Source organism: Cryobacterium sp. TMT1-2-1 (genome assembly GCF_004403955.1).
Lineage (GTDB): Bacteria > Actinomycetota > Actinomycetes > Actinomycetales > Microbacteriaceae > Cryobacterium > Cryobacterium psychrotolerans.
Genome location: NZ_SOHC01000023.1, coordinates 42,528 through 58,429, shown reverse-complemented (window position 1 = coordinate 58,429; position 15,902 = coordinate 42,528). Strand labels below are relative to the sequence as shown.

Below are 15,902 nucleotides of genomic sequence, written 5' to 3'. Positions count from 1 at the left end.
TGCGACGTCGGGCATCCCGCCGTGGAGCTACGTAATGCACTTGCCTCCCGACGCGGTGGGAACCGTCGCAGGAATTGACACACCTGTTGGCGATGTCTATGGGTTGGGGATTACTGCGTACAGGCTCTTGAACGGTGACTCCGTCCTCAAGCAGTCAGGCATTGCCCCAAGCGAGATCCAAGCCGCAATCGTCGCCGGTACATTCCCGGACCGAAACCTGTGGCTCCGCCATGTGCACGCGCCGCTGAGAAAAGTCATCCGCAAAGCACTAAGCGTCAAGCCGGGAGCGCGGTATCAAAGTGCGGCCGAATTTCGTCATGCCTTGGAAAAGGTGCGACCGGCGGTGTCATGGGCTCCTGCGATTCCCGGTGCCAGCCCTGCTCATTGGACGGGCACCTCCCTTGGGGACGGCACTGGATGGCGCGCGTCAGTCGAACCGGCGCCGCGCGGGGCCCACCGTTTCTCCCTGGACAAATGCTTGCCTGCACGAAGCTGGCGCAACGTGGGTGCAGACTCCATCACGTTCGGGACCTCGCTGGAGGCTACGGCACACGCCGAACGTGTGCTTGGGCGAATCGCCGAGCACGGAAGTTGAACGAACATCTCCACGGTAGGGTCACGCTGAAGGCAACAGCCAACCGGACATAAGCACCCTTATCGGCCGGCTTTCGGAACATGGCCGCAGGAATCAGTGAACCGCCAGCAGTCCCGGATGTGCTGGTTGGTGTTCGTCATGCTCGTTGCCCAACGTCGATTGACTGGCCACGAACTGGCACGCCCATTTTCAAAGCTTCAATTCGCAAAGCGGTGGCGGCTTCCTCCGCTGCCTTCGTCGATTTACCCGCCTTTCTTCGCGCGCTTCGTTCTAGAAGGAGAGCCATCACGATGGCAACTCCCGAGATCGCTACGCCGAGAGCCGCTCCGAGAATCGGGCTGACCCAAGGTTTCACATTTTCGTCAACTGAATTGATGACCCACATGGCCAAGACAACGCCGACCAGATAGACAGAAACCGCGGCCCCTTGGATGACCCTTCGACGTTTTCGCGCATCGGGATCGAGCCAAGTATTTAAATTGCTTATCGCACCCGTGAGGTGCTGTCTAAACGTCTCCTTTTCCTGGGACTCAGGCATCAGCGCGTAGACGTTGCCCAGTCTCTCAACGCGAAGGGTCAGGCGCCCTTCTGGAGTTGCGCGACGGCTGAACCAAGCAATGAGCGGGATGCAGATTACGGCGAGTGCACCGATGGCGGCTCCAGTGATTTCAGACATGTCGATAGCGTATCGACGCGAGGCGACATCAAGTGATCGGCAGAGCCTTGATGCGTTCGCTCAATATCTGCGGAACTGCTGGGATTGCGAAGTGACGGCGCTCACTGAAACTCCCCAGTTCTGGGGTATTTCGCTGAGCGCCGTCACTCTGGCGGTGCGGGACGCGTACGGTCTACTCGGCGGTCGCGCGCAGGCCCGCTTCGATACCGCGGTTCGGTCGGCCGTCCTTGTTGTAGAGCCACTTATCGGTGGCGCCGGCGGCTTTGGCGAACGCGCGGATGCTGAAGTTGGGGTCGTCCTCTGCCAGAGCTTGGGCGACCACCCAGATGACGTTCATCCGCACGACTTCCGTCTCGTCCGGACTGAGTTGTTCGCCGCCCTTGCGGTCGACAGCGCGATTGTGACGGGCGCCGTCCGCGCGACTGTGCGCGTCGGCCCAGTCTTGAGTGCGGATCTCGTCCGCGAGTCGCTGTGCGATGGTGCTCAGACTCTTCATGTTGCCTCCTACAGGCTATTGCGTGAATTTCGCCCCTACGGCGAAGACCCCACTCTACCGGCGGCCACCGTTTCGAGACAAGGGCATGGTGCTGAAGACGGGCCTGAGCGGGCACCCCAAGCTCGTCAGCATGATGGGAATCGAAGGGCGCATGCCTCCTATCAGCGCACCCGTCTGTGGTGGTCCATCTGCAAGCGCGAGGCACATTTTAACTGTTTCGGGCTCCGTTGGGGCACCCAGAGGTCGCCGTCCGGGCTTGGCGGGTTTCGGCCGTGCTGTCATAAGCGTCCTTCGGGCCTGCCTCTGGCGGATTTGTTGTGCGCGCTAAATAACCAAACCGGAGACAGTTGCTCTCATGTGACGTCGGCTACAGAAGGCCTTGCCGACCGCGGCACACCAGTCAGTCTCCTCCCATCTGATACTCGTACGCCTGCCGAACGAGACCCATGACATAGGCGAAGTCCGACTCTTCATTCAACGTCACCTCAGACGGTCCATTGCCCCAATGGCCTTTGCCCCTGACGTCGTAGGCGAGGCCGCGATCATCGCTGAGGGATTCGAGCGGAATGGCCAGGCTCAATCGCAGGCGCGCGACCTGCGGGACGACGTCCAGGAAGTTGGTTTCGGTTTTGAACGCTACGTAAAGCTTGAGAAAGTGCCGAGTCACCGCTGGATCAAGTGCGAGTACTTCCGAGCTCAACTGCTCGAAGAGGTTACGACGAATACCGGGCAAGAGCTTCGGGTGATCTTTGATTGTGAATCCAGTGTCGGGTCTCGGCTCCTGGTAGCCGGCGATAGTTCCGGGTGAGAGGACAGGTCGTCTCCAGATTTGGACTGCTTCAGCGGCGAGTACCGCTGCACGCGTTTCGATTGCTTCGGCATTCCAGACGACCAACAGGCCGAGGCCGTTATTGAGACGCAAAGGACTATCGCGGAAGCCCCCGTCCATATCGCGTTTGTCGAGGAATGCACGATCGGAGTATTCAGAGTTGTAGCCGGTCAGGGTCAAGTTGCCGAGGGTGTGCAGGTACTTGGCTTGGATGTCCTGCCAGCCGTCCCCAAGATCATGTCGCCACTGCGCGCGCAGATTTTCGTTCTGCGGCAGGATGTGTTCAATCGTGTAATCCTCCACGGATACGAGCTCTTTGCGGCCGAAGTTCTCCATCATCCTGAGGAAATACGATCGCCTCTTGAAGTTGTACAGGTCCGAGATTCTGAGTTCATCGGAGAACTCCCTGTCTGTCGGGAACCGCCGGTAGCCTGCCATCCCGAGGAAGTGAGCTTTCACGCTTTCGACGTACTTGTCTTTACGTAGTGACTTTCCGAAGGTCGCAAACGTCGTGTTGAGCGAGTTCGTAGGAACGCGCACAACGGCACGCCGGAAGATGTAGGACGTGACGAGGTCGACGATCTCGAGAACTTCAGCTTCCGTAACGGATCCGAGCTCGTAGTCGCTGTACAGCTCAAGCAAGAAGGGGAACACGACGTCAGCCTTGATTTGATCAAGGTTTTTGAACGCTCGTCTGAGCGCCTTCTGGGGTTCCTTGCCAAGCGCAATCGCGCAGTATCGCTTGGAGTAGGCGCGAAGCTCAATGACGCGGGTTTCTATCGAGTCCCCGTCCTTGGCCAGGATCGCGGCGTAGTCCTTGAAAGAGTCGTAGATGTCGTCGAGGCGAGGGATGTTTCCTGTCACGACGGTGAGGAAGTGGCGAACGAACTGGTCAAACTGCGACTCGTACGCGGACTGTCCGAAGTCCAACTCCATGGGGCGCCAGTACTGCTCGTAGAGGCGTTCCTGCTCGCGGGGCGGCAAGTCCATCAGGACGAAGTTCCTGATCAGGTCCGCCTGGGAGAGTCGTTTCCCTGTTGAGTTCATGGCTTCGAAGACCAATTGTGGATGGTCCATGTTCAGTTCTAGCCGTATGTCGACAACAGTCAGCTTGGAGAGCCCGATGCACACTGTCGCCAGGTCCAACTTTGAGTTGGTGAATTTCTGTTGAAAGAACCTGAAATTCTCCGCCACCCGACTGGTGCTGCCAGCAGGGGGCTCAAAGCCCTGAACGATCGCCTTCAGCGTTTCTTTGTCGCCCTGTGAAAGCAGCAGCTTGAAGCGCCGTTCTCCATCCTCGTCGTCATTCAGTAGGTAGCGGCCGCGTATCTTCTTCGGTGAGAAGCCGTCGAGTGGTTGTTGCGCTTCGGGCGGAAGTTGGGCCAGCGCATGGGCGAGCGCCGTCAGAATCAAGGTCACTGTGGTGACGCGCTGCTGCCCGTCGATAATCAGGTTCGGTTCCGCCTCAGTCAGCGGTCCCGTCGCTTTCTCCACATGCACGACGGACCCGGTGAAATGCGCACCGAGTTTGTCGCTACTGCCAGCCCGAATTATGTCGCGCCACAGTTGTTCGCACTCCGCATCTGTCCAGGCGTACGCGCGCTGGTAGATGGGTACCTCGAACTGATTGCTCTTCTTGAGCAATGTCAGAAGATGAGTATCGACGGCCTTCAAGTGCACTCCGTTCACGGCGCCAGCGCCAAGTCCATTAGGACCAAACTATCGACAATCTGGTGAGGACCTGCACTTCTGAGCATCGCTCTGGTATGAAGCCAGGAGCAGGGCGCCAGCGTGGTCTCTCCTGACGGAGCCGTGGTGTCCCCGGTGCCGAGCCATCGTGCCTACGTACCGCGTGATCGGGCGGAAACGTGCCCCCAGTGCAGAACGACGGTGAGTTAGCGCACCGGTAGATTCGATGTGGTCGTCAAAGCTGCGACCGTGACGGGAGCGCAATGTCAGACAGCCTGAAGCGCCGAGAATACGCCAGCCTTGAGGACGCGTTGCGCCAGTTTCCTTGGTGGCCGACGGCGAATTTGGACGTGATTCGGCAGATCGTCGCCGAAATCGAGATTGCCCGGATATATACGCCTCCCCGAAGCGGCTACATCGGGCTCGTTCGAGAGGATGGCGGACCGATTGTGTCGATTCACTACGGGTACATGGCAGGCCTGCAGAACGAGCTCGGCAAGCGCTACTGGAAAGAATTGCCGGTCAACCGGATCCGTGAAGGCGACTCCGTACAGATCGGCAATACCGAGGGCGATCCGTGCCCGGAATGTGGCATCGTCCTGCCGATCAGTGGGCCATGTGATTACTGCTACTGATCCCAGTCGATCTCAACCGACGGAGCATGGCCAGAGGACTACCGATCATTCCTTTCTTCGCGCCCTGCGAGCGAGCGACGCCCTCCCTGGCGGGTTTCGGACCTGCGGACATAACGGCGCAAATCAGCTGGGAGCCCCGCGTTCGCCTCAAGAGGGTAATTCGAGGCTGTCCGCGATCCGGCCGTTTCTCGCCTGGACGAACCCGACGGTCTGCGCCCGGTAGTGCTCGTAGGCTGCGAGGATTCCTGGCAGAGCCGGTGTGGTGAAGTTGTCGAACGGGGTGAAGAACTCGACGGCCGAATAGTCGTCGCTGACCAGGTCCTGCAGGAAGAAAAAGTCCACGTACCCCCGGAAGTCCTCGAACAGGCGAAAGAAGTCCGCGTACCGGAGCAGCGTTTCGGCGAGCGGGCTGGGTGCGCCTTCGTAGTGGCGGCGGATGCATTCGAGTGTCAGGTCGAATCGATCGCGAATCCGCGGATGCATGCCGCGCGCACCATTGATCGTCGGCTTCCCATCGATCCGATTGCCCGGGAAGACAATCGTCCCGCCGATCGTGCGACCGATGCGATGGAACGCCGCTCGGTCCTCGGCGTCCACCTGAGCGATGATGTCGGCCATCCGAATCCAAGACGCGAACGTGTGGATGATCGTGTCGCTGGCCAGGAAGAATTCCCCGAGATCGGAGCGATGATGCAGGTACTCTCCCGGTCTGGACGCGTCCAAGGTGAGGAGTGCGCCGCTGGGCAGCGGTTTGCTCCACAGGAGCTGATGATAGCGCCGCAATGTCGGACTGTGTTGGTCGGGGTCCCGGCCGCCAGCATCCGAGCGGACATCGAAAGCAGTATCGATCACCGGCAGCTGATTCATGCTGGAAACCCTAGTTGAACGAATCCGGACCGTCATGTCTCTTCTGATGCCGGGTGTTTTGCCCGTGTGGCCGCGGTGACTGCGTTTTCCACTCGGGATCGGCACGATCCAGGGTCATACGAACCGCTCGCCAGCGAACCTCTGTTGGGTGTTTCTTGGGAGTAACCGAATCCTTTCACCAGAAAGACAGCGGCAGGAAACCAGGGACGGTTCACAGTGCTGCCCGCGATTCGACGGCTAGTCGGGTTCTGGTCTTCGAATGGACGCGTCCAAATGCACAATTCTGATGTCCCTGCCGCGTAGACGGAGCGCGTCAGCTCGCTCGTTCAATGCCGCCGACACTTCGGCACGTGTTCGTCTGGCGGCAACGGCTCTACGTGAGTCCGATGTGTTCCACTCTTCAGTACTGAACCAGATCACGATGTAAAGCCCGAGGGAGGAGCCGTGATCCGCCATGTACCGATCCGCTAACTGCGACTCTATGGAGGTTTCAAGGTCGGTATTCCAGCAGCCCTTGACTTCACCCACCAGAGTTAGGACTGGTCTTTCGGCGCTCGTCGCTCCCTCTGAGAATGCGTCGATTCTGAGATCAACCCTTTCGCCAATACCTGATGGGCGAATCCTTCGAGCTTGGACCTCGCGGTTGACAACTGCCCCACGTGAGGCGAAGAAGTCGTTCATTCGGTTTCTCAGATAGTCGGAAACTTCATCTTCTGACTTTGGCTGTTGCGACGCGGTATCCCAAAGAAGGGGCGAATCCGGAGTGTCGCCTTGGATTCGCGCCTGTACAAGTCCCAAAACGGACAGGCTGAGATCCATCAGGTCGCGTGCTGACCGCACAAGGTGATTGTGGGTCGACTCGGCAAGCTCCAAGAGCTGTTTAGGCGTCAACGATTCCCACTGTTCCAGTCGTCGATTGGCTCGTGCAGCAATGACAGATCGGCGAAGCCATCCGTGATTGGGAAGCGCCTCAGCGATTCGTTCGACTTGACGGACCGAGCTAGCTGAACCTCGGCTGACTAGGGCTCTTACGATCGAATCGCGCCACTCGCCGAGCGTCTCGCGAGCGCCCACAGGATGTACATCATCAAAGGTGGGATCGGTGTCGCTCGGAAAGTGTTGTTCTAGCCACAGGTACATAGTCGCTAAGCCCTCGGCAGAAAGGTCGGGAGGGCTCTCTTCGTGCACGGAGCATCTCTTGAGGCATGCGTCCTTCACCAGCTCGGCGTCTTCTACGAGGAGTTCGGACACGCGGGACCACGCACTTTGAGCTCGGAACTGCAAGAGACGTGCGAGGGCGTGAACCGCTCTTTCGCGTGACGCGGCGATAGCGTCGTTTGATAGCCGCCCCATCAACAACTCAGCAAGCGCGTCTGGTTCGAATCTCGCAAAAGCATCCAGGATTTCTTCTTCGACAAGCGGTTCCACATCCGGAAGCAATTCCCGCAGTCGTGCCGATAACATCGGTGACCAGAGAAGCCGCATCTCCTCGCGTCGCCCAGGATGCTGGCCAGCTTCAGAGGCGGTTCGCAACAACACGACCAGGACCTCGGTCATCGCCTCGCGAGCGTGGGGTAGGGCCAGGTTGAGCAGCCGTTCCTTGTCCTCAGTGGTGGTGCCGCCAATGGCCATTGGCCATTCCACAATGATCGGTGCCCACTCCCTCCAAACCTGAGGCGGAAGAAGATCCAATCGAGCAGGAAGGTATTCGTTCAGAAGCAACATGGCCCGATAACCGGCCTGCGCTTTCCTCCAATACAGTCCCTGACCCAGCCACTGGTCCGGCTCACAGGAACCGTCTCGCAAGTAGGTCTCGGCTGCAGCGACGAACCCGTCCTTCGTTGCTTGCTCGAGAGTCGCCCAGCGCGGCAGCGACGTGAGGTCCGGCACGAACTCATTCGACAAGGTCGTGCCAGGTGTGATGGTCATCAGCGTGCACGCCTGCCAGAACGAAAAGAGGTCTCCAGCTCGAGCAAGCAGGATGTGCTCCGCGATCCGCTCGTTGATGTTGTCAATCGCCGGAGCACGCATCTCGCGCAGCTCTCTGAGGTCCGCGATTCTCTGGCGAGCAGTAGTCGCGATCTCGGAATCAAGGTTCACTGATGTGCGCCAATATGAGAATCGTTCTGAGATCGGATGCTCTGGTGGAAGCGAGAGCAGCGAGTTGGCGTGAGTCGGATTGTCAGGCGAAAAGACGTTCTCAAGAGCGCGAATCAGGTTCGGCTTGAGTTCCGAGTCCGCTGTCTCGTGCTGCTCCAGTAGCCAATCAAAATCACGCCAGTCGATGAGACCTCGGCCGAAGAGGGTTGCGATTCGTAAGACCTCGTCGTCACCGGCTGTCTTGAACAGCTCCATGGCTATCGCCCGACGTTGATTGTCTGAAAGGCTTATCGATTCCCCAAAGACCGCAAGCGGCGACTCGCCATCGCGCATAGTCCGCCGCACGATATTGGCGATTGTCTCTACCACTTCTGGCCGCTCGAGATGTTGCACTGCTAGCTCGAAAAGCGATCGCACTACCGGTGACAGACGTGAATCACTCACGCCGCTGCCGAGGGTGTCGAGCCAAGCGCGGCCAGCAGCTAGGTCCGCTTCGTTCAGACCCGCGCTGAAGGCGTCGAGGAACATCGAGTAGATGCCGTGATAGTTGCGAGGGAAGTGAACCTCGATGAGCTGAAAGACTTCGGCCGTACGAACCGCGTGTGGCCACGAGGTAAGCAGCGCGGCCCCGCGCAACTCGCTGTCGTCTCCCGCGCCACTGCGTGACCGGGCGATGTCTGCTAGAAGCTCAGTGGTCGCCACGTCTCGGAATGAGTAGACCGCCATCGCCGCCGACACTCGGATCTGAAACTCGCGTGATTCGTCGTTCACAACACGTGCGAGGGCTGGAATGAGCCCTATCGCGCGGGCTCCACGTGCGATGTCGATCGCTATTTGTTGGGCCTGGTCTGTTGGGTCGGTGAGTACAGACTCAAGTTGCCCCACCAGCCCGTTGTGGGACAGGCCCCTAAAGTCCTGCGACCAGTCGTGTATCAGGTTGCCCGTCCGCGCAAGATCGAGCAGACTTCGAACGGCTTCCGCGCGTAGTGACGGGTCCGGAATGTCCACGTTCAGAAGAAAGGAAGACGGATCTCGTCGAACGAGCCACCCGAAGCGTGGCGGATCGCGGGCCACGAGCCAAGCGGCAATCTGTTGCGCCTGAGGGAAAATCGATCCGTCTTCGGCGACCAGGAGTGAAGATACCTGCTCATCGGTCAGCGAAGTTGTGTGAATCCATCGTGCGGTCAGGTACTCAGCAAACGTGGCGTGGGCCCATCCAAGTCGGAGTGCGCCACGCCCGCTGAAGAGGCCGGTTCGCAGTGCTCGATCGACTTGATCTGCAGTAACAAGGAGACCTGGCTGAAGCCAATCGTTCTCCGTCAGGTCTGAGGTCTCAGCTTCGGCGAGCGGTCCTCGCCAGAAACTAGCTCTAGTGCCCAGCTGGGATAGGGCTGCCAGCCAGGACGCCGCGGACATCAGTTCCGATACTCGTGGTCGGCCGGATGTGTCTCTTCGTTCTTGATCGTTTTCGTCACACAGCACCGACAGGCCGAGCTCGTACAATTCAGCGCCGCTCGATGGAAGCCCGCCGTGATGCGCGTATGTGCGCCCAAGAAGGTTGAGAGTCAGGGGGCGTGAAGCGAGAGCGACGGCGTTGGCAGCTTCAATGGTTTGGATGAAGGCTTCGGGGTCGGAGCCCTGGGGCGCCAGGCGGAGGGCATCTACCCTTCTCAATGGAAGTAGCTCGAGTACGCTGAGGCCGCCCAACTGTTGGCTCAGTCGAACGCCTAGTGATGTGGGCCAGTCTGCGGTCCGGCAACTGAGCCCGACCCACAACCGTTCGCGTGGCCAACGCTCGATGTAGGTGGCGATGAGCCTTGTCAAGCCGGGGATGTTTGCGTGGGCCTCGTCAAGGCTGTCCAAGTACAGCGATAGCGATCCTTCGCCCTCCAACCAAGAAGACACGACAGTGCCCTCGAGCACGTCGGCTACTAGTCGTCCCTCCGCAGTGTAGTTGGCGAGGTCGACCCGGAGCACGCTCCGATCCATGTCAATCTCACTTCGATCGTGCTGAAGTGAAGCGAGAGCGGCAGACTTACCCATACCGGGTTCACCCAGAATTACAACCGACTCTGCCGGGTCAAAATCGGTTGACCGCATGACGTCGGCGTTCTGGAGCGAGAAGAAGGCCGTGGTGGAATCGGGATTAGTCAACCAACCTCCGGCGTCATAAGTGAAACTGCCGCCGAATGGAACGAAGAAGCGCTCGACCAAGCGAGTTGGGTTTGATGGATGCGGGCTCACATTGAAAGAGTACGGCCGTATCGACGCCAGTCAGCGTCGCACTGTCGGCCTGATTTCGGCGGGGTCGCTCTGACCCGGTCGCCGCCGGCTCAACCCTCTGGCGCTCCGGCGGAGTTCTTCACGCCGGAGTCGGCTAGGACCGGAGGTCGGAGGGTGCGCGGTTTACGAGTTGGAACAGATTGAACCGTCCCGGATTTCGTGCCGCTATCTTGGTGGGTGGCTCGCCTCGCTGAAGGAACACGATGGCGCCAGGATTGTGGTGATCCATCGAGATCGTGAGGAGGAAGCGCCCGCGGCGAATTCACTTCTTCCCGGGCTCGGCGCAGAGTCGCCTAGGGGCCGGGATTGGCGGGTTTCGGACCTGCTGTCATAACCGCTCTTATCGGCCTGCAAGTACCAGCCGTGCTCACGGGTGAGCATCGATGCGAGCGATCGGCCGGCTCGGCAGCGTCTCGCGCGGTCGGCAGGCCGTCCCGCCCGAGGCTGGTTCGCTCAGCACTGCGCCTGCTGCTCGCCGCTTCAATCCGTCTGGTCGGGAATGTTGCGGAAAACGTCTGGCTCGAGGCCGTTATCTTTCAGATACTTCATCGCGCGCTCGATGGTCTCGATCTTCCGCTTCAGTTCTTTGAGCGCCGGCGCCGATTCGTCCGAGAACTCGTCGAGCCGCTCAAATTCACGCCGGACCTCGATCTCGGTTTCGGCCAGAACTCTCCAGGCGGATGGGTCCTGCTCGAGGTGTTGACTATGCCGCAGAATTGCCGCCGCCAGCTGGCGTTCAACAACCGCTTCGAGAGTTGCCGCGGTGGTTCCGGGGCTGGCCAGGCCGAGGGCGAGGCCGCTGCCACCCGCAGTAAGGAGGGTGCCAGCCGTCAAAAGGCCCCCCATCATGCCGCCAGGCCCAAATGCCGCCAGCGCGCTGGTGATCACTGCCGCTCCGGCAAGACCGGCACCAGCCGCAAGCGCAAGGCCACCGGTCACCACGACAATCAGGGCGGCGCCGACACCGAGTGCACCCCACTTCAGCCAGTTCACGCGGCCACCGCTCAATGCCTCCTGCGCAAGTTTGGCGGCCGCGAATACGTCGGCGCCGTACTGGGCTCCCAATCCCATCTCGGCGGTGAGATCCTGCATGGCATCCTGCCACTTGTCTTTCGAGATCGAGATCTCGAAAGGTCGGATGACGTTCTCTGCCGCGAGGATCGTCAACAGGACGACAGCCCGGTCCTTTGCGATATGGCTGCTCGGGAGTGGCTCGGGCACAGTGGCCTGCGGATCGGACAGGTCGAAGGCGAGGCGTGCAACCGCGGACGGCATTCCTCTGTGCTTTCTGTCCTCGCTGTCGTTTCGTCTCCTAGCGCCGTCGACGACGGCCGCTTGCACGTGTCGAAGTGCACCGGCGAAGCGATCCTGTTGGTCGCCTTCTAGTCTCATCTTCATGAGGTGCGCGTACCGCAGCGCCACAAGGGCCATGTTTTCTATGTCGTCCACGGGGATGTCCAGACCCTTGTCGATGGCCGCAAGCTCCTTTGACCTGGACCCGAACAGCGCGAAGCCAATGGCGGTCGCCACCGCCTCGTTGGAGAGGTACCCCGCCGCTGCGTGGGCCTGGGCCCCCACCTTCTTCGTGTCAATCCGAAAATCGACCATCCAAGGGAAGACGGATGACACACCACGATGGGCGGCCACGAGATCGGGGGCGTTCCAGAAGTTCACCCACCATGCCAGGTTCGTCGGCGGTTCTTTGAGCGTCTCCCGCAGCTTGTCAAAATCGAAGCTTCCATTCGCCAAAGGGCTCCCAATGGTCACCATGCCGGCAACCTCGAGCCCAACCGGCAAGCGGCGAACGAGGTCGGCGGCGATCACGGAACCCAGGCTATGGCCCACGATCACAAGCCTCCCTGACTCGGGCAGCTTCGTGAGGATACGGTGCAGGACTTGCGCGCGAATCTCAGGATTCTTGAGGTAGTTCTGCGCCTGCTTGAAGAAAGGAAGTCCGAAGGCGACACCGATAGCGGCGTCAATACCCAGCTGGCCATTGCCGCGATCATGACGGCCGAGTCTGAACTCGACTGCTCCCATACGGCGCTCGAAGTCTCGGCGGTTCGTCTTGGCAGCCTCACGGGGAGGCTGCTTGATCGTCACACCCGGCAGCGGGACTTTGTCGTCCCAGCCCTTCAGTGCGTGCGCATACTTCGGCGCGATCACTCGCACTGTGTTCAGATCGGGGTATCCCAGACGGGTCAGTGCCTCTGCCACAGCGATCTTCCACTTGTCGTCCTGATCGCCGTCCCCAACCCCATGTAAGAACAGCAGAATCGGTTCGTTCGACAAAGGAGCCCCCAGTCCGCGCCGCCCTTCGGCATTCAGAGCTGAATACCCAGGACTTCAAGTCAAGACTAGCGAGTCCACTCGGAACTCCTTGCGGCCCTGAAATCTCCTCCCCAAGGACACAGGGGAGTACTCGTGACTGCGATCTGGGCGTACAAGCGCCCGCCGGGACGCCCCGTGCGCGAGGCCTTGACCGGGCTGATCGCCGGGGCTTGGCTGCACCGTTCGGCGGCTGCAGGGACCCCCGTGCGGTTTTCTCTCCTCGGGCCACTACCCTGAATGACAGCGGCACGCTGCTGGCTGCTGGCTATACAGACCGGGGGCTGTTCTGATGGGACTGATGAGAGCGGCTTCTGACGCTATCGGTGGTGTGCTCGGCGACCAATGGACGGACTTCTCCACGGTTCCTGAAAGCGATCGACGAGCTGATCGCGACCGGACTGTCCGCGCGCACTCCTTCGGCGAGCTAGCCGAGACTGGTTCGGTCGACGGTCACACGCAGACCGGAATCCAAGCGTGAGTAAACCTGACGTGCCGGCCCAGAGGGACGTCGCATCGCGGGAGCCCGTAACCAAAGCTGCAAGGAGCCGCCGCTGGTCCCTGGGGGCACTCGCTGGCGCATCGGTGGTGGTCCTCATTGTCATCGGCCTTGGCTACGTCACCGGCCAGGCGGACTCCGACCACGACGGGTTGACGAATCGCGTCGAGGTGTTCGGCTGGGGCACGCTCGGTGGCAGCACGTTCACCACGAATCCTCTTGCGGCCGATACGGACGGCGACGGACTCACAGACGGAGACGAGGCCGGTCAGGTGGTCTCAGACCCCGACGAGAGCACGATCTACGCGGGAATTTCCAACCCCACCAAGGTCGACTCCGACGACGATGATCTCCACGACAAGCATGAGACGAGCGGCTGGCTGAGCACGAGGGGCGCGGTCTACCGAACCGATCCCATGGATCCCGACACTGACGACGATGGACTCACTGACGGGGACGAAGCGGGCCAGGCGAACTATGACCCCGGCAAGGGCGTCGAATTTGGGGCTTTCTCGAGCCCGCTGATACCCGATACTGACGGGGACGGCCTGTCCGACGCCGCTGAGGCCGATCTCTCCCTCGACGCGTTCGATCGCGACAGCGACGGCGATGAGCTCGAGGACGGCCGCGAGGTCGAGCATTTCGGCACCGCTCCGGATGTCGCTGACACCGACGGCGACGGTTTCGATGACGGGTACGAGGTCGAGAACCAGGGACTCGACCCTTTATGGTTCGATGAACCGGTCGAGCCATCGACCTATGCGCGGGACTTCGCTCAGGGGGCGGTATACGGCGAGATAAGGCCGGGTGATTCTCTCGCTTGGTTTGCCGGCAACCTTGCCTCCGGAAGCGCCAGCGTCATTCCCGGAGTCGGCACGGTGGTCGGCGGGGTTGCCGACCTACGCGATGCCGTCGGGTCGAGCATCCGCGCCGACTGGGTCGGCGCGGGTTTTAGCGTCGTCGGCTTGGTACCGGTCGCTGGCGACGCGGTCGCTATCCCCGCCAAGGTCTCGAAGTTCGTCCTCCGTCACCCCGAGCTTGCCCCCGCTGTCGGTGCTGCCATCGTGGCCCTCAAGTGGGTTCCGGACCATGTCAAGGTGGCGACCCTCGCGCAGACCACGAAGAGCTGGCCGGACCTCCAGGCCTCCGGCTTCAGCGATAAGTCGCTTCTCCGGCTTCAGGGGGGCAGGGTCAGCCCCGAGAGTCTCGCTGAGGCCATGAAGCGCCCCGGTCACGTCAAAGCCGGTGGCCGCGCTCGGTTCTTCGCCACGCCTAAGGAGGCAGAAGCATACCTGGCCAGCACGCATGGAGTGAAGGATGGCGGTAAGTACACGCAGGTCGGGCATTCCACGAAAGACTGCATTGAGGTCTGCAATGCCGTTGTTCGGCGGTTCGATGTCGTGGCTAAAAAAGTGGCTCACGAGTCCAAATTGGGTCGTGTCAATCTGAGCCCGTCGATCGAGCGCCAGATCAGGTCAGATGCTTACCTGGTACAGAAGGGCGATATCAAAGGTGCTCACTGGGACTTCTTCGCCAGTTCGGTCTCGAACACGATGGGACCGAGCGAGCCGGTGCTCGATCTCCTTGACGAGCTCGGTATCCCGTACACGATCCATGTCCCCGCTTAGGAGGCGCTCGATGCCTGCCTCACCGACTTCGCTGCGATGACGCGGGCCGCGCGGCCGAGTACCTTGCCAGAGTTTCTCGACAACCGGCAATGGTCGCTCGACCGGTTTGGTCGACCAACGACGGCGAACCGACGTTCGCACCTAGCTCGCTCGATCCGGTGGCCCGATCGTACGCTGCCTGCTTCAGACATGAGCTCGCTGAAGTTTAGGACTCAGGAATTGCTCAATAGGTCTGGGCGGCAATCCGGCCATTGCGTGCCGCGACAAATTCCAGACTCTGCCGCCGATATGACTGGTATTCCTCGAGCGTCTGGGGTATCGCCGGTGTGGTGAAGTCGGCGAAGGCGGTGAAGAATCGAACGTTCTGAAAGTCGTCGGTGACGAGGTCGTGAAGCAGGAAATAGTCCACATAACCTGGGAAGTCCCCGAACAACGCAAAGAAGTCGCCGTAGCGGGAGAGCGTTTCACCGAGCGGGCTGGGATCGCCGAGATAGTGGCGTCGTATGCACTCGAGAGTTAGATCAAGGCGGTCTGAGATTTTCGGGTGAGTCCCTCGACGCTGATTGATCGTCTGCATACCCTCGATCTGGTTGCCCGGGAACAGCATCATCCCCCCAATCGTGTAACCCTGGCGGCTGAAGGCTTCTCGTTCGCCCTCGGGAATCTGCTCAATCACCGATGCAGCCCGGCGCACACTCCGAAAGGTCCGGATGGCGGCGTCGCTCGTGAGGAAGAAATTCCCGAGATCTGAGCTGAAGTCTGGTGACGAATCGCGCGCATCCAAGATGCTTCAAAACGAAGCCGATTTCGACGTCGCAGGGCTGTCCAGTGATATGTCGCAATTGGACATGATTTGCAAGATTGGCCAGGCGACGGAGGATGATGCAGTATCGGCTTCTTTCCGAGTTTCCTGTCCTACCTACCAGATGGATCTGACGATCACTATCGACGAAAATGGAAAAGTGACCGAATTTGCATCCGAAGTGCTCGGGTCTGATGACAGCGGCTTCTGAGGGGCATACGTTCTCGAAGGGCTGCACTGGACATCGCGACCGCTGAGCAGTAAATGAATTCGCTCCTCGCGCTGGGTTCGATCCGAGTCAGGGTCAGGCCCCGGCAGCGATGGAGGAAAAACATGAGCGCTGCGGAGGAAATGGAGTTCTTCCTTCACCGGCGATCCGCGCCCTGCTGGCTTTCGTGAACAACCCACCAAAGGGCCGTTCGCGAAACTCTTCACGAAACGGTCCGGTCGAAACAAAAAGAAATCGCTCCTGAGG

At 60.3% G+C, this 15,902-nt stretch carries 10 protein-coding genes; 3 read left to right on the top strand and 7 right to left on the bottom strand.

The window, feature by feature from the left end; genetic code table 11:
* Positions 1–731: 731 nt before the first annotated feature.
* The 3 genes from E3T33_RS03790 to E3T33_RS03780 all read right to left on the bottom strand — a co-directional run bounded on the left by E3T33_RS03790 (position 732) and on the right by E3T33_RS03780 (position 4,270).
* A complete protein-coding gene (locus E3T33_RS03790) occupies positions 732–1,271 on the bottom strand; it encodes a hypothetical protein (RefSeq protein ID WP_134574782.1) in 540 nt (179 codons plus the stop codon).
* Positions 1,272–1,443: 172 nt separating this feature from the next.
* On the bottom strand, positions 1,444–1,767 hold the full coding sequence (locus E3T33_RS03785; RefSeq protein WP_134574781.1) for a hypothetical protein: 324 nt from the start codon (positions 1,765–1,767) through the stop codon (positions 1,444–1,446).
* 400 nt (positions 1,768–2,167) lie between these two features.
* Positions 2,168–4,270 carry a DUF262 and DUF1524 domain-containing protein gene (locus E3T33_RS03780; RefSeq protein WP_134574780.1) on the bottom strand — a complete coding sequence of 701 codons (2,103 nt, stop codon included), beginning with the start codon at positions 4,268–4,270 and terminating at the stop codon, positions 2,168–2,170.
* A gap of 278 nt (positions 4,271–4,548) precedes the next feature.
* On the opposite strand from E3T33_RS03780, the gene E3T33_RS03775 reads away from it, so the two are divergent.
* Positions 4,549–4,920, top strand: a complete 372-nt coding sequence (locus E3T33_RS03775) for a hypothetical protein (protein WP_134574779.1) — start codon at positions 4,549–4,551, stop codon at positions 4,918–4,920.
* Positions 4,921–5,067: 147 nt separating this feature from the next.
* Here the strand turns inward: E3T33_RS03775 and E3T33_RS03770 are convergent, their stop codons facing one another.
* From E3T33_RS03770 to E3T33_RS03760, 3 genes are all read right to left on the bottom strand, one after another.
* Complete coding sequence (locus tag E3T33_RS03770; RefSeq protein WP_134574778.1) at positions 5,068–5,787, bottom strand: hypothetical protein; 720 nt, start codon at positions 5,785–5,787, stop codon at positions 5,068–5,070.
* Between the two features lie 237 nt (positions 5,788–6,024).
* On the bottom strand, positions 6,025–10,131 hold the full coding sequence (locus tag E3T33_RS03765; RefSeq protein WP_134574777.1) for a hypothetical protein: 4,107 nt from the start codon (positions 10,129–10,131) through the stop codon (positions 6,025–6,027).
* Positions 10,132–10,650: 519 nt separating this feature from the next.
* On the bottom strand, positions 10,651–12,462 hold the full coding sequence (locus E3T33_RS03760) for an alpha/beta hydrolase (RefSeq protein WP_134574776.1): 1,812 nt from the start codon (positions 12,460–12,462) through the stop codon (positions 10,651–10,653).
* 621 nt (positions 12,463–13,083) lie between these two features.
* On the opposite strand from E3T33_RS03760, the gene E3T33_RS03750 reads away from it, so the two are divergent.
* Complete coding sequence (locus E3T33_RS03750) at positions 13,084–14,625, top strand: hypothetical protein (RefSeq protein WP_134574775.1); 1,542 nt, start codon at positions 13,084–13,086, stop codon at positions 14,623–14,625.
* 223 nt (positions 14,626–14,848) lie between these two features.
* On the opposite strand, the gene E3T33_RS03745 is transcribed toward E3T33_RS03750, so the two are convergent.
* The gene (locus E3T33_RS03745; protein WP_134574774.1) at positions 14,849–15,301 is read right to left on the bottom strand and encodes a hypothetical protein; all 453 of its coding nucleotides are present in this window, start codon (positions 15,299–15,301) and stop codon (positions 14,849–14,851) included.
* Positions 15,302–15,335: 34 nt separating this feature from the next.
* Between E3T33_RS03745 and E3T33_RS03740 the strand changes: the two genes are divergently transcribed.
* A complete protein-coding gene (locus tag E3T33_RS03740) occupies positions 15,336–15,638 on the top strand; it encodes a hypothetical protein (RefSeq protein WP_134574773.1) in 303 nt (100 codons plus the stop codon).
* The last annotated feature ends 264 nt before the right edge of the window (positions 15,639–15,902 follow it).

Bases quoted from the DNA above. Each gene is read 5' to 3' on its own strand.
- E3T33_RS03790 (WP_134574782.1), bottom strand. From the start codon at position 1,271: ATGTCTGAAATCACTGGAGCCGCCATCGGTGCACTCGCCGTAATCTGC.
- E3T33_RS03785 (WP_134574781.1), bottom strand. From the start codon at position 1,767: ATGAAGAGTCTGAGCACCATCGCACAGCGACTCGCGGACGAGATCCGC.
- E3T33_RS03775 (WP_134574779.1), top strand. From the start codon at position 4,549: ATGTCAGACAGCCTGAAGCGCCGAGAATACGCCAGCCTTGAGGACGCG.
- E3T33_RS03770 (WP_134574778.1), bottom strand. From the start codon at position 5,787: ATGAATCAGCTGCCGGTGATCGATACTGCTTTCGATGTCCGCTCGGAT.
- E3T33_RS03740 (WP_134574773.1), top strand. From the start codon at position 15,336: ATGGCGGCGTCGCTCGTGAGGAAGAAATTCCCGAGATCTGAGCTGAAG.